We start from the raw sequence: 20,103 nt of genomic DNA on the forward strand, positions 1-20,103 counted from the left end.
AATATTAAAGTAGTCATATACACTCAATTTCTTTCTCTATTTCATTGAGATGGGACATTTGATTTCCAGCAATCCCTCCTGCTGGGCTGCACACGGAACCGGGCGTCTGTTATCGTCACGACATACGCCCCAGAGTCCGTGATAAAGCCACTTTGGCCGGCCGCTAACGCCTGTTGTGGATTGTAAATAAAGGGATTCAAGGTCATGCAAGGGCTCCTGTGGTGTGTTGGGAAGGGGTGAGCTGGTAATAATCACATAAAGCGGCATCGACGAAAGACAAATCGTTGTCAATCTCTGCGCTGTCAAACAGACCCATGGGGGATTTGACGGTATCAAAGCCGTTATTTTGAGTACTCAAGAGGTATCGACCGTCTTTGACACAGGTCCGAAGCACGGTGGTGAACATCCCCTCGAGGGTGATTTTTTCATCCAGTAATTTCCCCACGGTTTTCATCTTGATTTTGCCGGAGGCGGTGTCTTCGCTGTGAGACAAAAAATACACCCTCAGGTCAGGGGGCGTGTGATGAATCGTGTGGTGAAGGATGTCCCAGGTATGATGCGCAATCTCGGTGAATTTCTCGTACGATTTTTCCTCTCCCCGCCGCATAAACTCGTTGGCCATGATGTATTGAAAATCATCGACGACGGCGATGCGTTTTCCGTAGGAATAGGCTCTGGCCAACGCCATCTTCACCGGCTGCCAGAGGTCACTGACATAAATACTGCTGTGAGGGTCTTTGGTCTCCCAGGGTCTCCAGGCTTTGGCCGGAAAGGGCAGCGGTTTTTGAATAGACTGAATCAATAAACAGGTTTTGGGATTGAGGTGTCGCAGACTGGCTGTTTTCCCGGTCCCGGATTCTCCTAAAATCAAGCTGACCGTGCCCATGAGGGTCTCCTTTGCGGCGTGTGGCGATAAAAGCGCGGGCCATCTCCCGATAGCCTGATTCGGTGTTGGGGAAACAGTGCCGTTGTTCCGCCAAATCAATCAACAGAAAGGGGCCTAAAATGCAAAATTTCATGGTGTTCCCTTTTGTTTTAGGATATGCAATAAGTGAAGAAACTAGGCAATCAAGGGGTGATAAGGGGGCATTGTCTTCTGTCCAGGCCGATGTTGATGTTTTTTCATAGGATGCTCCTGTAAATAAAAGGCGAGAGAAGCCCGCCTGATGAAAGGGGGAAAATGAAACGAAATGTTAAATTTTGCAGATTGAGCCGTAGATGGGTTACACTGGTCTTAATAAAGGAGGTTCCCCTATGGCTCAGGTGGCGTTTGATACATTACAGGCAACAGAAGATCTGGAAACGGTCGGTATGTCGAGAGAACATGCGCGGGCAATATCGCTCATTGTGCGTAGGTCTCATGAAGTGGCTGATGTGGCCACCAAGGCCGATATTGCGGACGTAAAGCGTGATATCGCCGATGTCCGTAAAGATATGGATACCCGATTTGAGAAAGTCGATGCTCAATTTGCTGATATTCGTAAAGATATGGATACCCGGTTTGAGAAAGTCGATGTTCAGTTTGCCGATATCCGTAAAGATATGGATAACAAACTAGAGAAACTGGGTTTAAGTTTAACGATCAAAATGGGCGGAATGATAGGCTTTTTAGTGGTGTCTATCGGCCTGATGTTGAAGTATCTTCGTTAAGTCTTTAACGATGACTTTTTGCCCGAAACAACCACACCACACCCTGTAGAGCATTCGGTTATCTAAGCTGTATTCGCGTGTGGGGCGATGTAAAAGCACTTTAGGTACGCTTAAAACAACCCCCCCTTTTTTTCGCTCTTCCCTCCACTGTGTTTCCAATCTCTGCCTTTCTTCTCGACGCCGGACGGGTCCGTCTGAGTTTGCATCTTTTTTTTGCATTCATACGCATTCTCCTGTCAATGAGTTTGGGTGATGGAGTGGTTTGATGCTGGCCATATGCTCGCCACTTCATCCCGAAATTCACTGAGTGAGGGTGTACACCTTCTCGGCATACCGTTGAGTTTTTAAAGAGCGTTCGCCTTGCGGGGTCAAGCTTTCTACGAAGCATTCCGGACTTCATAATCGTCGGACAGAGACTCCGTAGATTTTCCCTGTCTGTTTCGCAGTGTTGTTTTTGGTTTAAAAATAATAGCAAATAGGATTTGCTAAAGCGTAATACTAAAAGCTATAAAGTATTTGTAATGATTTTTTATAAAACATGAAGTTTTATAAATGGCCTAATAAAACTATTAATTTTTATGATGTTGATTTTTTAAAATCAAAAATTTCAAATCAAAACTAACGTGATGCAATGGAGAAAATAATGACTCTTTATTTTCAATTTTAGGAGCGCAACATGATTTGTGTTTGGCGTAGGGTCAAAGAAGGTGTTTATAACGAATACACCATTCCTGCACAGAAGATTAAGGACTATCGTCTTAAATCACGAAAAAGAAAAACAGCAACCCCAATAAGTTCACCGATTCAGACAAATCAAACAAAGGAACTTTTTTGTCATCAACAGATAATAATCCAGGCCCGTTACTGGGTAAAAATCGATAAACGGAAATCATATCCGAAATCATAGCGACCACCAGGTCGCTTGCTCTTGGCTTAACCGCCGTATCCACAATTACTATGGAACCAACCGGAGCTTCTTTGCAACCACTATTACGATCAAGAATATAAGCACGCCAGGTAGAAACCGACTTTCCTTCAGGAAGGTTCACGATATTTTCTGTTTCCCCTTCTTTATTCCAAACACGTACTTCGTTAGATGAATCAGAAGGAGAAATAAAAGAGGAAATACTTTCTCCTTCCATTTCCCCTACACCCCGCGCAAGCCAATCAGGATTCACTTTTAACGCATGAGCAATGTCTACAATTTTTTTAGAACCTTTTGAGGTGCCTTTAGTTAATTTAAAAATAGTAGACTGAGAAACTCTTGATGCCTTGGCGAGGGTACCCTGACTGAAGTTTCTGGATTGCATGGCAAAATTCAGACACTGGGCAAGTGTACTTTTCATGAAAGATAATTTCTAGCCAAGAGTATTACTCGTCAAATTTGTTTTGCTATTGCATATATCAATACTAATTATTATTGTTAGTCACCGTTCAATACTATTACGATAATCCTGATGAATAAGGCTATTAAAAAAGCAATAAAAATTGCACGCAGTCAAAAAAAACTCGCAGATTTATGTGGAGTCAAACAACCCACAGTATGGCGATGGCTTCATGGTGGAGGAATAACTTTTCGTTATCTGAAGTCGATTGTTGAATCCAGTGGTGGAGAAATCAAGCCCCATGAATTGAATAAAGATTTTGAAAAATATCTATTTATTAACATGATTTTTTCACAATGCAGAGCAAAAAGTAACCCAAAGGACACATTGATGATGATGGAAAAACGGGAATTAATTAACCAAATGCTGAAACACATTCAAGGAGGCAAATCGGTGGCCGCCGCTTATTTAGGGATGAATGAGCCGAAATTTAATAACCGCCTCTATGAACATAAGGGCTCACGGTTTTTTGATATCGATGAAGTTGAGTGCCCTTCAAACGCTCAGTCAAAGCTCAATGCCCATATTTAAACTCTCCCTCCCCCTATCTTAACTCTTTAAGACAGCTATTCGGGTTATCACCTGATGTTTTTATGGCCTTTATTCTGGTGAAATAAAAAATCAACAGTTTTTGATATTTATCTCTAACTCAAGGGAGACAACATTACACAACGGTGAATTTGCTCAATGCGTTGTATTATTCTGACGGGGTATCTCATACCCGTTGTATTTGAAAATAAAACACAAGCTCAATTACTTTGTACTAAGCCAAATTGTTCATTAAAGCGACTCAGCATCTTATTTAACTTAAAAAACTCAGAGCTAGTAGCAGCAGTAACATACTATAAATTTACTAGGGAATTATAATGTTAAAAATTATAAATTTTTTATTTAACAAATCTGATTCATGCAATTTATTAAAAAAAGATCGGGCTAATTGTGATGTCCTTCCATATAAAGTCAGCAATACAACAGATAAAAAAATAATACTGTTAAAAAAACGTGATGCAGATCAGTGCGATGAAAGTTATGTCACAGCTCAGGTTCTTTAAGATCATGGAATTCATGATTATGAAAATTTTGTAGCTGTCAGAGTACAGGATGACATTTATACTGATTTTGAAAAAAAACAAATTCAAGGGCATCAGGAAGTTCAGGCAAAAGTGTCAGACTGTTATCATCGAAAGCCTTTTTTGAAAGGCATTTTTAGAGGAACTGAGAAATCTGCTTGTTTAATTGCAAAAGAGGAAGCTAGATATGCTTTAAATGTAATGATTATGACAAAACAGGCTTTTAATGAAGAGCGCTCAAATCCTTTAAACTTGCAAAAGAGATATGCACACACAAACGCCCATTCTTGGGTAGTATGCCCTCTAAAAACACTAATCGATCAAGGCTGTTAAGTCTATCCTGATACGTCATCACATCTAAGGCCCGGCGATGGTCACCCTTTTATTATCACTCTTCCGAAAACAACTAAAACGAATGTTGAGATTTATCCAATAAACGAAGAATCCAGCTCTAAGCCCAATAAAGCAGTTTTAAATTCTCCTAAAGAGACTAATACTAATAGAATGTTTTCTTCTAAGCGACAAAAAAACGAGGCTCTATCATCTTCTCATTCTACGAACTTGAATTGTGATCTTGAAAAAATTAAAAAGGTAGATTACAGACGATGTGACGTTTTTAAGATTAAGCAAACGAACCATAAGAATACTTCCGAAAAAATTTGGGTACAGGAAACAGGATATATCAATAATTTGCAAAATACAGGTGAACCAGCTCTTCTGATTCACCATTTAGATGGTCTATTCTCTATAGAAGCAGAAGGGACAGCTCTTAATGTTAACGATTTTTTTGAGTTTATGAGAAATAAGTACCCCAATTTGATGAAGAAAATTGAAACAGATAAGAAACTACTACACCTTATAGCGTGTTACATGAAAGACAGTATCGCTCAGGAGATTGCAAATAAGTTAAATAGAACGGTAATAATCTATGGTGATCCTGAAAAAGAATTAAAATCTTCCTTAAAATCTACTACGGATTCCTATTATACTTTTAGCAGCTTGTATAAAAAAAAATCTCAATTTTTTAACGAAACTCAAGTTATTGATACAAAAGGCGTAGTAAAAATTAAGCGTTCTATTGCCAAAGCTCGAGCAATTTTCCCAAAAGAAAATGAGTTAGAAAAAAAGTTAAAGAGTCCTGAATACCAAAAGCTTGTCCAAGACAGATGGAATAGGACGGATATGTTACAAAAAAAAAGCGAAAGTGCCACGACAGCTTATTCTGCCTCATTCTCACATAACAATACAGCAAGTACTTCTACTACCGCTTTTCAGAATAGCCCCCCTAATCAAATTTTTTCAGAGCAAAAATCAGCACTTGGTGCTAATGCTAAAGATATACGTCCTTTTATTTTAGATCAGTTAGTCAAAACCAAAGATATTGGTGATTTTTTGGAAATGACAAAAAAAATGCTCGACACTGTTGCCCCTGAAGAATTCAAACGTATTTTTTCTGAACCAGCTGTTGTCAAACAGTGTCGGTATTTTTGGGACAAATCTAGTTTGGCTATGGGCGATAAAGCGAAAATACTGAAACTTCCATCAGAAATATCTCAGGGTGCCGAGTCTTCTCAAGTTGAAAATATGGTTATTGGTTTGAAAAATAAAATACAGGAAGCAATACAAACTTTGGGAGAAGTTAAAACACGGGATAAAGCATCTCAAAAGATGTTAGATGCTCAAAGAAAGGCAGAACAAAAACATGATACAGAAATGAAGAAAAGGCAAATCGAACGAGCGATTGAATCTCAACAAAACCTTCTGGCGTTTTCTCAAGATAATCACATAAGAAGGCTACAATCTCAGGAAACGAAAATTCAGCAAGATTTTCAGACGCAACAAGAAAAAAAATAGAGAGCACGAAATATCATGAAAAACGGGAGCAAGAAGCAAAACAATTGAGTCAAGAATGGTGCACAATGCCATTCAAAATGAGCATCAGTCTTATAAAGATAAGTTAGCCTTAGAGCAGGCTTCTAAAAAGCGCTCAGAAGATGAGCAGAAATCAAATAACAGGGACAGGACAAAAGTCACCCAGAGTTAAAAGATTCTAACAGAAATTCGTCAAGTTCACAGGATGAACCTGGCAAAAACAGCCCATTAAATGGCGCTCACGGAAATCACTTAGAAGCTTCATTAGAACAAAACAGCAGTATAAAGCCATTGTCATCTAATGATGAGATTAGGAATTTATTGCGGCAGGCTAAGGTGACTAAGGGAGAAGATGATAATCTTCATCTTGAACTAGATGTTAAAATACCTCATAAAAACAACGATACGAATGATAATGCCACTTTGAGTCTTGATGTGTCTATGGGACAGACAAAGACCGTTTTTTATAAAAATGACGCCCCTCCCACTTTTGGGTCTAGAGTGCCTGAAACTCAAAAAAAGGCCCGTACATCAGCAACGCTTGTGGATTTGCATACAAGCGCTCGTGGTGTTGGAATACATATAAAAAATTCCTCTGGCTCAATTAAGTCAGCCTTACCTCGCGATTCGTTCGATAATTTGCAGGTTAAAAACCATGATTCTGGTCAGACAACGTTTATTAGTACAGGAAGTTTTCCTAATAAATCAGCCCCTAAATCTATAAAAAATTGATTTAAAACTGTTTTTACGGCAACTTCTGTTTGAACTGGCCTGGAAATCAGGTTATGTCAATTCGGCTGCCAGGTCATGAACTACATAGAGACTCCTCTATAGAAGCCTTTCCAACACTTGAAATATTCGGAAAACCCTAGCTAGCTTGTTATGCTGGCAGGGAGCCAAAAAATGAAAGATAAAAAGAAGCAATCAAAAAGAAAAAATACGAGCCCTATTTTAAGCAAAATCACAGGTCATAATAAAAATTTAATTATTGTTAAATTACACTAAAAATGTCGTATTTTGTTAAGTTTTAGTGTCTTTTATTATCTATTTTTAACATAAAAATCAATTACAAAAAATTGCACAAATAAACCTTATTTGACGTTTATTTTAATTCAAATGAATAAAATATTCTGAATTCAAAATAATCCAAGGTAAAAAATTATGGCAATAGCTAAAACTAATAATATGCTGGATATTATTAATAATAAAAATTGACTAGAATCTGATTAAATTCAAGTCTGCTTAAACCTATGTCGGTATCAAACTCGCCTGAAAATTTGTCAAAAAATGTACTAAATAGTGAATTGAATGTTTCACTAAAGGATGAAGCTCACATAGATGACGGCAAAAAATTGAATATTGATAAAATCACAAAATTATGCCAAGAACAAAAGGTCGGTATTGTGCCAGAGCATCTCATAGAATTGCAAATTTTGGCGCAAAAGAAAAATTGTATTATCTCGATTCGTCCTGTTGATTTGATGGCAACAGATCTGATAAGGGATGGTCATCCGACTAAAGTGGTTTAAGATAAAAGGGAAAAGCGCAAACTGGGGGCCACAAACAGCTTTTATTTGTGTCAATCAAGCATTAAGTAAGCTGGCAGATCAGCCACAAAAGACGCTCAATAAATTTAATACGGCGGTACAAGAGTGTTTGGATCAAAAAAATGCTAAGGAAGTAGATTTAAAGATAACAAAAAATCGGATTGAATTACTTGAAAAAGAAGGCATTGTCTACGAAGTAGAAAAAAATGATTCGGGGGCTATTACTAAATTAAAAGCCAAAACATCAGAAAACGTAGAGCATGAATTTACACTAAATCCTTGCGATGAAGGGTCTGAATTATACTTGGTCAATTACAATGGAGCACCGGTTAAAGTACTGAGTTCAGTGGGGAACAATGAAAAACCACTGACAGCTGATTATGATATTTTGATGATTGCCCCTTCAATAGAGGATTTCGGTTCTAAGGATAATTTAGCTGTGCCGGATGTTGCAAGAACAATTGTTGATCACAGAATGGAGATTTACAATAATAAAAAAACAAATAAGACGCAAACTTCTTCACTAGAGAAGTATTTAGATTCGACTAATCCAATAAAAATCAAAAAACGTCATCCGGATAAGATTATAGTACAATCAATAAATTATTTAGTAAGCTTAAGCCTGATTTTAATAGCTTCAATGCAAGAGAAGACAAAGACATTGGTAATGCTACGCCACGTATGAGTGAGATGATCGATGAAATTAATATGTGTCTGGTTGGTGCAAGAGGTGAGAAGGTTGTGCACCATAGCAGCGATAAAGGTAACCCTGTAACTGATCCAACAGCAAATTTCCCTGCTACATTTGCACTATCTAAAAGTATGGGGAGGTTTGATGAAATCTGTGTTATAAAAGACCAAAATGAGTTAAAAGATATGGTGCATCTGTTAAAAGATGAGGGCTATCATGTGCCATTAAATCCACTTTGGGAAGAAGATGTAACAAACATACGTGCTTCATATTTTACAGCCGCTAAAAAAGTTTTTTTATCTAATTAAAGAAAACATAAAAGAAGAATATAGAGCTAAATCACTTAAAAATGATTATAATCAATAAAATTATTGATATAATTTAAATTTAATCAAAATAAAATTATTTAGCCATATCGTCTCGGCGATGGGCTAAGTTCATTATTAAATTCTCTCAAATGCCATTTTTATCCCCTCAATGATAACCTGTTTTCTTTCATTACCTGACGACTCTATCTAAAGTGTCCGGAAATATTAAACCATTAAATTCTTTACAAAAAATAGAAATTTGAATTTTATAGTCATATCATTTTAATAACATTGATGTTTTAACGCCACTCTAAATTCAGGAAAATAATCACATGCCTTCTTTTGATATTGTGTCTGAAATTGATACACAAGAAGTTCGTAATGCGGTTGAAAACGCTACCCGTGATCTGTCCACTCGTTGGGATTTTCGTCATGTCACCGCTCGTTTTGAATTTGATGAAAAACAAAAAAGCATCAAAGTGACCAGTGAATCTGATTTTCAAGTGAAACAGATGCTTGAAATCATCTCTGAAAAACTCGCAAAAAGAGGGATTGAAGGCGGGGCTTTGGATATTTCCGCAGAGATTTTGCACAGTGGAAAAACCTATAGCCTGGATGCCAAATTGAAACAAGGGATTGAGTCTTTAAAAGCCAAAAAATTAGTGAAGCTCATTAAAGACAGTAAATTAAAAGTGCAAGCTCAAATTCAGGGTGAACAGGTAAGGGTGACAGGTAAATCGCGCAACGATCTGCAAGCGGTAATGGCTTTAATTCGCACTGGAGATCTGGGTCAACCTTTTCAATTTAATAATTTTCGAGATTAGGCCTGGTGATAAGTTTCACTTAAAGCCTTTTTCACGTTTAATAAAATCATAGGCAGCTTGAATTTTTTGCGTTTTTTCTTTGGCTATTTCCATCATCTCAGGAGGTAGCCCTTTTGCTATCAATTTATCAGGATGATTTTCACTCATCAGTTTTCGGTAGGCGCGTTTAATAGTAGCACTGTTGTCATTGACGTTCACACCAAGCACTTTACAGGCATCGGATAATGTCGGTGCTTGCCCGTTTTGTGAGCTGCGCCCAGAAGAAGAATAGGTTGCATGCTGATACCAGTTTTTGTGCCCAAATTGGCTGCCACTTTCCATCATATTGAGAAATTGATGAAACTGTCTTTGAGAAATGCCCAGCTCCTCGGAAATAACATACAGCACTTGACGCTCATTAGGGTGGAGAATGCCATCAGAAAAAGCGGCTTGAAATTGAATTTCCAAAAACATTTTAATTAAATCGACCCGCCCTAAGCAGATGCCCCGTAATTGCTGTAATTTTTTTCTTAAAGGAAAATCATTTTCTTTGCCTTCACGAAATGCAGCCTGAGCGGCGGCCCGTGCTTCACCATGTAATTGCATTCTATCCATCAATGTTGTCGCGAGCTGAATATCGGTTTCAGTGACGCGTCCTTTGGATTTTGTGATATGCCCCATGACTTGGAAAGTGGTGCAAAAAAATAGAGATTGTCGATTTTTTTGATCAGAAAAAAAATGTTGATTTCTGGTTCTTAACCTGAGATCTACAATATTTCCAATAAAAAAACCTAATAATACACCCCAGAAACCAAGGCCAGATAAAAATCCCAACAAAGCCCCAAACCATTTTCCCCAATACAGCATATGCTCCTCAATTCATTTTTCGCTTATTCAAAACACACTATTGTATTAGTCAAAAAGATGACTCATAAACTTAAAGAAAGGGGGTGATCCTAATAATAGCGTTTAATGGAAAAAAATAAGCAGTAATATTTTTTAATGTGGCATATAAGGCTTTTAAAGCGCGTTACAGACTATCATGAATTCAAATTAGTACCAAATAGAGCAAGATAGAAACAAAAAAGTAAACGGTGATCCTAAAACAACTTTGAGTTAAAATCAGTGATAGATAAAAGAACTCAATCGCTCCAAAACTTTTGGCGATTTTTTAAATATAATCGTACTGTGAGCGGCACAAAACATAAAATGCGCGTCTGTTTTACAGTGCATATAAATTAGAATAATGACTCTTTAAAAAAACAATATGAGGTATTGATGAATGACACAGATCCCTATGACGCTACGTGGCGCAGAGAAATTACGCGAAGAACTTCAGCATCTAAAGAGTGTCCTTCGCCCTCAGATCATCGCAGCTATCGCAGAGGCTCGTGAGCATGGTGATTTAAAAGAGAATGCGGAATACCATGCAGCTCGTGAGCAACAAGGATTTTGTGAGGGCCGTATTCAGGAAATTGAATCAAAATTATCTCACGCTCAAATTATTGATGTTACTAAAATAGCCAACAAAGGTATCGTTATTTTCGGCGCAACAGTGACCGTATTGAATACTCATTCAGAAGAAAAAAAAATCTATCAAATTGTGGGTGATGATGAAGCGAATTTCAAAAAAGATCTTATTTCTGTTAACTCCCCCATCGCGCGAGGTTTAATTGCTAAAAAAATCAGTGATGTTGCTGTGATTCACACCCCGGGCGGTGAGGTCGAATACGAAATTCTTGATGTTAAATATTGTTAGTATGCATGCATTAACGATTTTAAAACCCTCAAATCCCCTTTTTGATAAATAGCGCCAATAGAGCACAGTCCATGAATATTTTTTATATTACTATTTTGACTCATGGAAGCACTGATAATCGATTTAAATGAAATGAATGTTTAGAGAAAAAATGTCCAGTAAAAAGCGTTCAGCCAGTTCCCGCCGCTGGTTACAAGAACATTTTAATGATAAATATGTGATTGAGGCTCAGAAAAAAAAATTACGATCACGCGCTTGGTTTAAACTTGATGAAATTGACAATACCGATAAAATTTTCAAAAGAGGTATGTTTGTTCTCGATTTAGGCGCTGCACCTGGAGGTTGGTCACAATATGTGGTCAATAAAGTGGGTCTTAAAGGCAAAGTGATTGCCCTTGATTTACTCCCCATGGATTCAATCTTGGGAGTAGAGTTTTTGCAGGGTGATTTTCGAGAGAAATCTATATTAAAACGCCTTTTAAATTGTATTGGAGATAAAAAAATAGATGTTGTTATCTCTGATATGGCCCCCAATATGACAGGAATATCCTCAGTAGATATACCAAAATCGATGCATCTCGCCGAGTTAGCCTTCGACATATCTCGTGATATACTCATACCCGGCGGGAGTTTTTTGGTCAAAGTGTTTCAGGGAGAGGGGTTTGAACAATATTTAAGGGAAATGCGTTCTCTCTTTAAAAAAGTTAAAGTACGTAAACCAGATGCTTCACGAATAAGATCACGTGAAGTTTACATTGTAGCGACAGGTCTAAAATGATCATAACCTGGCGCTTCTTGTTGATAGATTGTAAATATGAGGTTAATTCCTTGAGTGATATGGCAAAAAATTTGGTTCTTTGGTTAGTGATTGCAGTTATTTTAATGTCAATATTCCAAAGTTTTGGTCCCGGTGAATCAAAATCCCCAACAGTTGATTATTCCACTTTTATATCTGATCTGACTCATGATCAGGTTCTTGGTGTCCGTATTAATGGTCGAGAAATTGACGTTAATAAAAAAGATAACACGAAATATATTACCTTTATCCCGATTAATGATCCTAAACTTTTAGATACTTTGCTGACTAAAAACGTGAAGGTTATTGCTCAACCGCCCGAAGAAACCAGTTTACTGACTTCTATTTTTATTTCTTGGTTTCCCATGTTATTGCTGATTGGTGTTTGGATATTTTTCATGCGCCAAATGCAGGGTGGGGGAGGAAAAGGGGCGATGTCTTTTGGTAAAAGTAAAGCCAGAATGCTGAGTGAAGATCAGGTTAAGACCTCTTTTGCAGATGTGGCAGGTTGTGATGAAGCCAAAGAAGAAGTCAGCGAATTGGTTCAATACTTACGTGAGCCTGGGCGTTTCCAAAAATTGGGCGGAAAAATTCCAACCGGTATTTTGTTGGTAGGCCCTCCGGGAACAGGTAAAACTCTGCTGGCAAAAGCCATCGCAGGGGAAGCAAATGTTCCTTTTTTCAGTATTTCAGGATCTGATTTCGTCGAAATGTTTGTAGGTGTTGGGGCGTCTCGTGTTCGCGACATGTTTGAGAAAGCGAAGAAAGCCTCACCCTGTATCATTTTTATTGATGAAATTGATGCTGTGGGTCGTCAGCGTGGAGCTGGCTTAGGTGGTGGGCATGATGAACGTGAACAAACCTTAAATCAAATGTTAGTCGAAATGGATGGCTTTGAAGGTAACGAAGGCGTCATCGTGATTGCTGCAACCAATAGACCCGATGTGCTTGATCCCGCTTTGTTACGTCCAGGTCGTTTTGATAGACAGGTGGTGGTTGGTTTACCAGATGTTCGTGGACGTGAGCAAATTTTAAAAGTTCATATGCGGCGTGTCCCTCTTGATATTGATGTGAATGCCTCTGTTATTGCACGAGGAACGCCTGGTTTTTCTGGCGCGGACTTAGCCAATTTAGTGAATGAAGCGGCCTTATTTGCGGCACGTTTTAAAAAACGTGTGGTTTGTATGAGCGAGTTTGAAAAAGCCAAAGACAAAATTATGATGGGTGCTGAGCGTCGTTCTATGGTCATGACAGAAGAACAAAAAGAAGCGACGGCTTATCATGAGGCAGGACATGCGATCATAGGCCGCTTGGTTCCAGAGCATGATCCGGTTCATAAAGTCACCATTATTCCTCGGGGTAGAGCATTAGGCGTGACATTTTTTCTTCCAGAAGGCGATGCCATCAGTGCAAGTCGTCAGAAACTGGAAAGTCAAATTTCCACCCTTTACGGTGGCCGTCTCGCTGAAGAAATTATCTATGGTACAGAGCAGGTATCCACCGGTGCTTCTAATGACATTAAAGTTGCCACTTCCATTGCACGGAACATGGTCACTCAGTGGGGTTTTTCAGAAAAGTTAGGACCTTTACTATATTCAGAAGAAGATGGAGAAGTCTTCATCGGGCGCTCAGTAGGAAAAAGTAAGCATATTTCCGATAAAACGGCCTGTATTATTGACGAAGAAATCAAATCACTCATTGAACGTAACTATAATCGTGCTCGTGAATTATTGATGGCAAATCTGGATATATTGCATTCTATGAAAGATGCTTTGATGAAATATGAAACCATTGATGCTCCACAAATTGACGATCTTATGAATCGTACGACGGTACGTATACCTGCAGGTTGGGACGATAATATTGACACCTCTTCTGAAAATGACGATTCTTCAAAATCTGAAGAAAAACCAGATCCCCCTCTCTTTTCAGATAAAAAGAATACAGACGGGTCTAATGTGGGCTAAAACAAAGAAATTTTTCCACGAAATATGTCATGATCTTAAACACTCAATTCATCTTATATTTTATATCCCATGTTGTCGTAAAAACTCGTTCTTTAATGGACGAGTATCATTTTCATCCAAAGCCTCTTGCCATCTGGAAGATGACACTTTGCTCTGACCTAATCAAAATAGCTTTGCATTTCGTCGTTATTTCCTTTTGCCGATCAAATGACATATTTATTTAAAGGTTTAAAAATATGGATTTTTCTATTGGAAAACACAGATTGGATCTGTTATGCCCAAAAGTGATGGGGATTTTAAATATTACGCCTGATTCATTTTCGGATGGCGGATCTTATTATAATTTTGAACAAGCCTCACAACATGCAGAAAAAATGATATCTGCAGGGGCAGATATCATTGATATAGGAGGAGAGTCAACCCGACCTGGGGCAATTCCAGTCACTGAGCAAGAAGAGCTTGATAGAGTGATACCTGTTTTAGAATATTTAGCAAAACGCTTTAACACCCTGCTTTCCGTAGATACATCAAAACCCGCTGTGATGCTTGAAGCTAAAAAAGCGGGGGCTCATATGATCAACGATGTTTTTGCACTCAGAAAGCCAGGTGCTTTAGAAGCCGCAGCAGAAACAGAGTTACCTATTTGTCTCATGCACATGCAAGGTCATCCCGAGAATATGCAACAATCGCCTCGTTATCATAATGTGCTATCTGAGGTCAATGCTTTTTTTAAAGAGAATATTGAACGCTGTCTTTCGGCGGGCATCCCAAAAAATAAATTGTTGATCGACCCAGGTTTTGGCTTTGGTAAAAGTTTAACTCATAATTATCAATTACTTGCAAATTTAGAAAAATTTCAGCATTTTCATTTACCGATGCTGGTTGGGATGTCAAGAAAATCCATGATTGACGGACGGCCTGGTATTCTTCCAAAAGAAAAAGTGATTGGCAGCATTGCTTGTGCCGTCATTGCAGCGATGAAAGGAGCACATATCATTAGGGTACATGATGTTAAAGAAACAGTTGAAGCCCTACATATTGTGAATCGAACGAAAACTCAAATAATAAAAAACGAGTAAAAAATAATGCATCATCGCAAATATTTTGGTACGGATGGCATTCGGGGAAAGGTAGGAGATATGCCGATCACCCCTGATTTTTTCTTAAAATTAGGTTGGGCAGCAGGCAAAATTTTAGCCCGTCAAGATTCGCGTAAAATTATCATCGGCAAGGACACACGTATTTCTGGTTACATGCTGGAATCTGCTTTAGAAGCAGGGTTAGCCGCCGCGGGGTTTTCTGCTCTATTAACAGGCCCGATGCCCACACCTGCCATTGCTTACTTGACTCGCACTTTTCGAGCGGAGGCAGGCATTGTCATTTCAGCCTCTCATAATCCTTTCTATGATAATGGGATTAAATTTTTTGATATTAATGGCAGCAAGCTCTCTGATAGCCTGGAAGAAGCCATTGAAGCACAACTAGAAAAGCCCCTCACCTGTGTTGAATCTGCTCAATTAGGCAAAGCCCGCCGAATTGTCGACGCGGCAGGCCGTTACATTGAATTTTGTAAAGGCACTTTTCCAAGTGAATTCAATTTAAAAAATTTTAAAATAGTGGTCGATTGTTCAAATGGGGCTACTTATCACATTGCGCCGAGTGTGCTTAAAGAGCTAGGTGCAACGGTGATTTCTATTGCTTGTGAACCAAATGGGTTAAATATTAACAAAGAATGTGGTGCCACCAATATCGGCATGTTACAAAAAAGCGTGCTGGCAGAACAGGCTGATCTGGGAATAGCACTAGATGGAGACGGTGATCGGCTGATCATGGTGGATCACCTGGGTAACAAAGTGGATGGTGATCAAATAGTTTATCTTATTGCTAAAGAAGCCTGTCGTCAGCAGCAATTAAAAGGGGGTGTTGTTGGAACGATCATGAGTAACATGGGGTTAGAACTTGCTCTTCAAAGATTGAAAATTCCTTTCATCAGAGCCAAGGTCGGTGATCGCTACGTTTTAGAAAAAATGCAAAAACATGGTTATCGTATTGGAGCTGAAAATTCAGGCCATATCATTTTATTGGATAAAACCACCACAGGAGACGGTATGATAGCGGCTTTGCAAGTGTTTAAAGTGATCATTCAAAATCAAATGACCTTGCATGAGCTTTGTAGTGAAATAAAGTTATTGCCACAAGTATTGGTTAATTTTTCTTTTTCTGGCAACAAAAATGTTTTGCAATCTGATGCAATAGCCTCTTTGGTCAAAAAAGTGGAATCTACCTTGGCAGGAAGGGGCCGAATCTTATTACGTACATCAGGCACTGAGCCTGTGATCCGCGTAATGATTGAAGCTGATCAAGAGGAGCATTTCATAAAAACATTAGCTGAAGAAGTGGCTGAGAAAATAAAAAAGAGTTTGTACTAAATTGAACAGGATAAAAGTGTTGTGTGGGGTTAATTGATTGTAGAGTCGAGATTTTTAAGAGCGCGCTTGTTTTCTCTAAAAAACTTAAGGTTTGTTATATTGCGTTAAATGTACCGGTTCTGAGAAAACATGACTGATTCCTTTTGTTAAAGGTGAAATAAGATAGGACATAATCGAGTGTTTTCCTGTCACCACTCTGGCATCAACCGCCATACCAGGTTTTAACCAATCCATGTCTTCATTTTTGACATTAAAACTAATGATGACTTTGTAATAACGCTGCACACTCCCATTTGTGTTCTCCTCGTAAGAATCCGGGCTGATTTTTTCAATGCTGGCTTGATAAAATTTCCCCTTGGCTTTCACCAGAGACAAGATATCCACCAGCGCCTGTTCACCTACATAGAGTTGATCACGATATTTAGGATTCACTTTTATCTCTGCTTGCATGGTATTGACCGAAGGTTTGATCTCGAATAACAGATCTGCCGCCTGGATAACCCCCCCTTGAGTTGAAGCGCTTTTATTAATTTTATAGATCACCCCATTGACCGGAGCTCGAACATTTTCTTCCTCTATTTGTTGCTCAAAAATTTTTAACGGCGTGCTCATCAAATTCAGCTCTTGCTGATCTTTTGACAGTTGACGGGATAATGACAGCCGTAATTCGTTATCCAGGGCTCGAATTTCATTTTTCACTAAATGACTGTCATTTTTTTTTAAAATAATGTTATTTTCCGTCTCGTCCATCTCTGATTTTAACTTAATAAAGGCCTGCTTTTTATTCAGATAATTCGTATACGACGTGATCCCTTTTTTTACCAAAGGGTGCAATATATCCACCTCTTCACCCAGAAGTGCAACCTGTTCTTTTTTCCCTTTCAGTTGCATTTTCATCCCCGTAATTTCAGATTCAAGCGAACCCAGCTTGAGCGTTTTCGTATGAATTTGACTTTTCACTAATTCAATATTCGCTGACAGCTCTTTATTTTTTATTAAGCTGATGTCTTGCCACGCAGAAAAATCTTCTACCGCATTCTTATTTAAAAGCGACGTCAGCTCCTCAATGTCTTTCACTAAAAATGCTTTCTGGGCTTTTAATCGTTCATATTCCTTTCTTAAATCGAGGTTGATCACTTTAGCAAGGAGAGCGCCCCTTTTAACGCTTTCCCCTTCTGAAACATAGATTTTCTCAATCACGCCGCCTTTTGATAAGGAAATAAATTGAGTGTTATCACGGTTCGTTATCATGCCTTGGCCATGAATCACCGAATTTACTTTGATAATAGAAGCGGCGATGATAATGATCAGGCTCATTATCATCATCATCATCATCAGGGTGTCAGTTTGTTTCCTGTTCATTTATCTATTTTTCCGCTTGAGGAGTTTGGCTCACCCCTAAGTAATTCGTTAATTGAGACATCAACCCTAATTGTCTTGATTTCGCCTGTCGCTGAGAGTATTCACTCTCAATCATGTTGATAAAAGACTGAAAATATTCCCCTCTGCTAGAAATCAGGTCTAACAAGGTTTTTTGACCCAGATCAAACTCTTTTTCATAAAGAGTCGACAGTTGAAGCGCATTTTCATAAGAACGTTGATTCACGACATAAGTTTCTTTTGCAGCGGCGTATTGAGAAATCATATTATTGATTTCAAATTGCGCTTTGAGTAAAAACTCTTCGATGCGTAATTTAGATTGAGTATAAGCCGAGGAAACTTTTAAATCTTGTGCGCTATTTTTAAATCCATTAAAAAGATTGAGGCTGACATTAAGTTTCACTCGGCCTTCATTTTTATAAGTATTACGATCTGTATTGCCAAGTGGATGGTTATCCACATATTCTGCGCTCAGATCGACGGCGGGAAAGTAAGAAGAATGCGCCCCGTTCATTTCTTCCAGTGCCGCATTTTGTGATTGAAGCAAAATATGATAATCGTGGTTAAACAGCTTTATTTTTTGCATCATTTTGGCTCGATCACTGATGAAAGCATACCGTTCAAGCAAGATATGAGGCTGACCTACCTGTTCAGAAGAGAGGCTCCTTAGGCCCGTCATATTTTTAAGTTTAAACATTTCTGAATCTAGCATCGATTGATACATAATTTCGCGGCTATTGAGTGAATCAATTGAGACCTGTACTTTTCTCAAATCAGACTCGAGAGCCACTCCCGATGAAACCAGTAAAGAAAAATTATCCAGCATCTTTTTATAAAAGGCTTTTTCTTTAACAATCCCCTCTAATATTTCTTTGTATTTGTTAATATTTAAGTAAGAGTCGCTGACTTCTTGAGCGACAGAGTTTTGAGATTTGGCATAATCGAAATGCGAGCCCTCTTTTTCGTATTCTGCTCTTCTAATCGTCGCTGATCTCACCCCAAAATCGGTGACTCGATAAGCCACAGACACTTTATTTTCAATATTTTTTTCACTATCCGACGATTGTTTCTTTATTCCGGTGCCGGCAGCACTGTAATCTAAAGTAGGATAAAGCGCGGATTTTGCTGTTTGTAAATCTCCTTTTTTACGTTCTGTTTCATAGTAAGCAATTTTGACGGAAGGTTGATGTTGCATGGCCGCTTTGATCAGCCTTGTTAAAGAATGGGAATGAGGTTGGTTTACCGCCGCAGCAGAAATATAAGATTGGGAGCATAAAATGAAAGCCATTATTTTATTTTTCATTTTCATCCTCATCCCTTTTTGTTAACAAGGTTTTTTTAACGATTTTTTGATACATCGAGGTGATTTTTTCCAACAAGGGAATAAAGCTCTCTTTATAACTTTCAACTTCAGCTTGAATTTCCTGCGTTTTGTCAATCAAAACACCATGCTGATTTGAGATTTCTTTTTTGATGTCTGCAAGAGATTCTCCGTTTTCTTCATTCTGAGTCATTAGAGTTTTTTGATTGACCTCTATTGTTTCAAGTAAAGCACTTTGTTCAGAAAACGAATGATTGTTTAGACCCGAGAGGGCTTCCATCAGCTTTTGGTGGTACTGTAAAGTTTCCTTATTTCTGTTTTCTTCATTTTTAACGAAGTACTGACAAAAATCTTCAAAGCTTTTTTTGAACTCTGACACTTCAGGCGACTCGATTCGAACCGTTCTTACCTGATTTGGTGTCGTCTCAGTTTCCAGGTGTTCAAAGGCCAGGCGTTTTAATTCCCCCAATAATTGTGAAAATGCGCTTCGAACAAACACGCTTTGTCCAATCAGTAAAATGGCACACATGACCCCGTAAATAGAAGAGACAAATGCAGTATTCATACCACGAAGAGGTTCAGAAAGAGCAGAGATAATATGGATGATCATATCCAGAGTGTCATCCGTAGAACTATCTGAACTGTGATGAGAGGTTTCAGAAAGCATACTCCCGATACCACTGATGGTGATCGACAATCCAGCAAAAGTTCCTAAAAGACCTATCAACGTAGAAACATTACTACAGCTAATGATAAAGGAAACACGTTGAGCGCGGGTGGCGCTCACTTCGGTAGAGATGTCTTTTAATAACGGCCGGGAAGACGTTTTATTTTTTTCAGAAAATAATTTTTTGTTAAAATTTGCCAGCAGACTACTGTGACTCATACTGTTTTTATATTTAATAATATTTTTACTATACAAGGATTGCCATATAGAAAATAAAGCCGAAATACTCCCTAAAACATAAATAAAAATAATGACAGAATTATAAGCTGCTGAAACCATAAAATTGTCAATCACATAATTTTTGATACCAGGGATTAATAAGCAAAAGATTGGTAAGACAGCTAATATCAAACATAAAATTAAAGAACGATAAAAAAATAATTTTTTCATTAAAAAAA

22 protein-coding genes and 1 pseudogene are annotated in these 20,103 nt (G+C 38.3%); 15 read left to right on the plus strand and 8 right to left on the minus strand.

Annotation, left to right across the window (positions count from 1 at the left end; genetic code table 11):
• Positions 1 to 41: 41 nt before the first annotated feature.
• Both AACL23_RS06205 and AACL23_RS06210 read right to left on the minus strand, forming a co-directional pair.
• The gene (locus AACL23_RS06205) at positions 42 to 206 is read right to left on the minus strand and encodes a hypothetical protein (protein WP_234817416.1); all 165 of its coding nucleotides are present in this window, start codon (positions 204 to 206) and stop codon (positions 42 to 44) included.
• Positions 203 to 886 (minus strand): ATP-binding protein, encoded by a 684-nt coding sequence (locus tag AACL23_RS06210; protein ID WP_339050740.1) that lies wholly within the window; start codon positions 884 to 886, stop codon positions 203 to 205. The genes AACL23_RS06205 and AACL23_RS06210 overlap by 4 nt, the downstream gene beginning before the upstream one ends.
• Before the next feature lie 368 nt (positions 887 to 1,254).
• Here AACL23_RS06210 and AACL23_RS06215 point away from each other — a divergent pair, with 368 nt between their 5' ends.
• A complete protein-coding gene (locus AACL23_RS06215) occupies positions 1,255 to 1,650 on the plus strand; it encodes a hypothetical protein (RefSeq protein ID WP_015874321.1) in 396 nt (131 codons plus the stop codon).
• Here AACL23_RS06215 and AACL23_RS06220 read toward each other — a convergent pair.
• Both AACL23_RS06220 and AACL23_RS06225 read right to left on the minus strand, forming a co-directional pair.
• Positions 1,609 to 1,869 carry a hypothetical protein gene (locus AACL23_RS06220; protein ID WP_339050743.1) on the minus strand — a complete coding sequence of 87 codons (261 nt, stop codon included), beginning with the start codon at positions 1,867 to 1,869 and terminating at the stop codon, positions 1,609 to 1,611. The genes AACL23_RS06215 and AACL23_RS06220 overlap by 42 nt on opposite strands.
• Before the next feature lie 539 nt (positions 1,870 to 2,408).
• A complete protein-coding gene (locus tag AACL23_RS06225) occupies positions 2,409 to 2,996 on the minus strand; it encodes a helix-turn-helix domain-containing protein (RefSeq protein WP_015874319.1) in 588 nt (195 codons plus the stop codon).
• A gap of 108 nt (positions 2,997 to 3,104) precedes the next feature.
• Here AACL23_RS06225 and AACL23_RS06230 point away from each other — a divergent pair.
• The 9 genes and pseudogenes from AACL23_RS06230 to AACL23_RS06270 form a co-directional block, all read left to right on the plus strand.
• Positions 3,105 to 3,308: pseudogene (locus AACL23_RS06230) on the plus strand (YdaS family helix-turn-helix protein); the annotation flags it as partial.
• Positions 3,309 to 3,901: 593 nt separating this feature from the next.
• Positions 3,902 to 4,087 (plus strand): hypothetical protein, encoded by a 186-nt coding sequence (locus AACL23_RS06235; protein ID WP_048901574.1) that lies wholly within the window; start codon positions 3,902 to 3,904, stop codon positions 4,085 to 4,087.
• 111 nt (positions 4,088 to 4,198) lie between these two features.
• Positions 4,199 to 4,438, plus strand: a complete 240-nt coding sequence (locus tag AACL23_RS06240) for a hypothetical protein (RefSeq protein WP_048901573.1) — start codon at positions 4,199 to 4,201, stop codon at positions 4,436 to 4,438.
• Positions 4,439 to 4,795: 357 nt separating this feature from the next.
• Positions 4,796 to 5,959, plus strand: a complete 1,164-nt coding sequence (locus tag AACL23_RS06245; protein WP_339050747.1) for a hypothetical protein — start codon at positions 4,796 to 4,798, stop codon at positions 5,957 to 5,959.
• Between the two features lie 309 nt (positions 5,960 to 6,268).
• The gene (locus AACL23_RS06250) at positions 6,269 to 6,709 is read left to right on the plus strand and encodes a hypothetical protein (RefSeq protein ID WP_158530989.1); all 441 of its coding nucleotides are present in this window, start codon (positions 6,269 to 6,271) and stop codon (positions 6,707 to 6,709) included.
• A 518-nt stretch (positions 6,710 to 7,227) separates the two neighbouring features.
• Entirely contained in the window at positions 7,228 to 7,506 is a 279-nt protein-coding gene (locus tag AACL23_RS06255; RefSeq protein ID WP_267892410.1) for an anthrax toxin-like adenylyl cyclase domain-containing protein, read from the plus strand.
• Positions 7,481 to 8,209 carry an anthrax toxin-like adenylyl cyclase domain-containing protein gene (locus tag AACL23_RS06260; protein ID WP_267892411.1) on the plus strand — a complete coding sequence of 243 codons (729 nt, stop codon included), beginning with the start codon at positions 7,481 to 7,483 and terminating at the stop codon, positions 8,207 to 8,209. The genes AACL23_RS06255 and AACL23_RS06260 overlap by 26 nt, the downstream gene beginning before the upstream one ends.
• A 5-nt stretch (positions 8,210 to 8,214) precedes the next feature.
• Positions 8,215 to 8,523: a hypothetical protein gene (locus AACL23_RS06265; RefSeq protein ID WP_234817417.1), complete on the plus strand. Its 309-nt coding sequence runs from the start codon at positions 8,215 to 8,217 to the stop codon at positions 8,521 to 8,523.
• Positions 8,524 to 8,855: 332 nt separating this feature from the next.
• Entirely contained in the window at positions 8,856 to 9,347 is a 492-nt protein-coding gene (locus AACL23_RS06270; protein ID WP_015874313.1) for a YajQ family cyclic di-GMP-binding protein, read from the plus strand.
• Positions 9,348 to 9,362: 15 nt separating this feature from the next.
• Here the strand turns inward: AACL23_RS06270 and djlA are convergent, their stop codons facing one another.
• Entirely contained in the window at positions 9,363 to 10,193 is an 831-nt protein-coding gene (gene djlA / locus AACL23_RS06275) for a co-chaperone DjlA (RefSeq protein ID WP_095034557.1), read from the minus strand.
• 415 nt (positions 10,194 to 10,608) lie between these two features.
• Here djlA and greA point away from each other — a divergent pair, with 415 nt between their 5' ends.
• From greA to glmM, 5 genes are all read left to right on the plus strand, one after another.
• Positions 10,609 to 11,085 carry a transcription elongation factor GreA gene (gene greA / locus AACL23_RS06280; protein WP_015874311.1) on the plus strand — a complete coding sequence of 159 codons (477 nt, stop codon included), beginning with the start codon at positions 10,609 to 10,611 and terminating at the stop codon, positions 11,083 to 11,085.
• A gap of 151 nt (positions 11,086 to 11,236) precedes the next feature.
• Positions 11,237 to 11,863, plus strand: coding sequence for a 23S rRNA (uridine(2552)-2'-O)-methyltransferase RlmE (rlmE, locus tag AACL23_RS06285; RefSeq protein ID WP_015874310.1), 627 nt, complete (start codon positions 11,237 to 11,239; stop codon positions 11,861 to 11,863).
• Between the two features lie 50 nt (positions 11,864 to 11,913).
• On the plus strand, positions 11,914 to 13,848 hold the full coding sequence (gene ftsH, locus AACL23_RS06290; protein WP_100103563.1) for an ATP-dependent zinc metalloprotease FtsH: 1,935 nt from the start codon (positions 11,914 to 11,916) through the stop codon (positions 13,846 to 13,848).
• Positions 13,849 to 14,084: 236 nt separating this feature from the next.
• A complete protein-coding gene (folP, locus tag AACL23_RS06295) occupies positions 14,085 to 14,927 on the plus strand; it encodes a dihydropteroate synthase (RefSeq protein WP_100096893.1) in 843 nt (280 codons plus the stop codon).
• Positions 14,928 to 14,933: 6 nt separating this feature from the next.
• Positions 14,934 to 16,277, plus strand: coding sequence for a phosphoglucosamine mutase (gene glmM / locus AACL23_RS06300; protein WP_100096894.1), 1,344 nt, complete (start codon positions 14,934 to 14,936; stop codon positions 16,275 to 16,277).
• An 84-nt stretch (positions 16,278 to 16,361) separates the two neighbouring features.
• Here the strand turns inward: glmM and AACL23_RS06305 are convergent, their stop codons facing one another.
• Genes AACL23_RS06305 through AACL23_RS06315 form a run of 3 tightly spaced genes read right to left on the minus strand, consistent with a single transcriptional unit; the run spans position 16,362 to position 20,095 of the window.
• Complete coding sequence (locus tag AACL23_RS06305; protein ID WP_100096895.1) at positions 16,362 to 17,639, minus strand: HlyD family type I secretion periplasmic adaptor subunit; 1,278 nt, start codon at positions 17,637 to 17,639, stop codon at positions 16,362 to 16,364.
• A gap of 4 nt (positions 17,640 to 17,643) precedes the next feature.
• Positions 17,644 to 18,966, minus strand: coding sequence for a TolC family protein (locus AACL23_RS06310; protein WP_422389627.1), 1,323 nt, complete (start codon positions 18,964 to 18,966; stop codon positions 17,644 to 17,646).
• Complete coding sequence (locus AACL23_RS06315) at positions 18,950 to 20,095, minus strand: hypothetical protein (RefSeq protein WP_339050760.1); 1,146 nt, start codon at positions 20,093 to 20,095, stop codon at positions 18,950 to 18,952. The genes AACL23_RS06310 and AACL23_RS06315 overlap by 17 nt, the downstream gene beginning before the upstream one ends.
• Between the last annotated feature and the right edge of the window lie 8 nt (positions 20,096 to 20,103).

This window comes from Candidatus Williamhamiltonella endosymbiont of Tuberolachnus salignus, from assembly GCF_964019775.1.
Classification (GTDB): Bacteria; Pseudomonadota; Gammaproteobacteria; order Enterobacterales; family Enterobacteriaceae; genus Hamiltonella; species Hamiltonella defendens.

Coding starts and splice junctions, on each gene's coding strand:
- AACL23_RS06210 (WP_339050740.1), bottom strand. CDS start 886: ATGGGCACGGTCAGCTTGATTTTAGGAGAATCCGGGACCGGGAAAACA.
- greA (WP_015874311.1), top strand. CDS start 10,609: ATGACACAGATCCCTATGACGCTACGTGGCGCAGAGAAATTACGCGAA.
- AACL23_RS06260 (WP_267892411.1), top strand. CDS start 7,481: ATGGTCATCCGACTAAAGTGGTTTAAGATAAAAGGGAAAAGCGCAAAC.
- djlA (WP_095034557.1), bottom strand. CDS start 10,193: ATGCTGTATTGGGGAAAATGGTTTGGGGCTTTGTTGGGATTTTTATCT.
- AACL23_RS06205 (WP_234817416.1), bottom strand. CDS start 206: ATGACCTTGAATCCCTTTATTTACAATCCACAACAGGCGTTAGCGGCC.
- AACL23_RS06305 (WP_100096895.1), bottom strand. CDS start 17,639: ATGAACAGGAAACAAACTGACACCCTGATGATGATGATGATGATAATG.
- AACL23_RS06315 (WP_339050760.1), bottom strand. CDS start 20,095: ATGAAAAAATTATTTTTTTATCGTTCTTTAATTTTATGTTTGATATTA.
- AACL23_RS06220 (WP_339050743.1), bottom strand. CDS start 1,869: ATGCAAAAAAAAGATGCAAACTCAGACGGACCCGTCCGGCGTCGAGAA.
- rlmE (WP_015874310.1), top strand. CDS start 11,237: ATGTCCAGTAAAAAGCGTTCAGCCAGTTCCCGCCGCTGGTTACAAGAA.
- AACL23_RS06265 (WP_234817417.1), top strand. CDS start 8,215: ATGATCGATGAAATTAATATGTGTCTGGTTGGTGCAAGAGGTGAGAAG.
- AACL23_RS06215 (WP_015874321.1), top strand. CDS start 1,255: ATGGCTCAGGTGGCGTTTGATACATTACAGGCAACAGAAGATCTGGAA.
- glmM (WP_100096894.1), top strand. CDS start 14,934: ATGCATCATCGCAAATATTTTGGTACGGATGGCATTCGGGGAAAGGTA.
- AACL23_RS06310 (WP_422389627.1), bottom strand. CDS start 18,966: ATGAAAATGAAAAATAAAATAATGGCTTTCATTTTATGCTCCCAATCT.
- folP (WP_100096893.1), top strand. CDS start 14,085: ATGGATTTTTCTATTGGAAAACACAGATTGGATCTGTTATGCCCAAAA.
- AACL23_RS06235 (WP_048901574.1), top strand. CDS start 3,902: ATGTTAAAAATTATAAATTTTTTATTTAACAAATCTGATTCATGCAAT.
- AACL23_RS06255 (WP_267892410.1), top strand. CDS start 7,228: ATGTCGGTATCAAACTCGCCTGAAAATTTGTCAAAAAATGTACTAAAT.
- AACL23_RS06225 (WP_015874319.1), bottom strand. CDS start 2,996: ATGAAAAGTACACTTGCCCAGTGTCTGAATTTTGCCATGCAATCCAGA.
- AACL23_RS06270 (WP_015874313.1), top strand. CDS start 8,856: ATGCCTTCTTTTGATATTGTGTCTGAAATTGATACACAAGAAGTTCGT.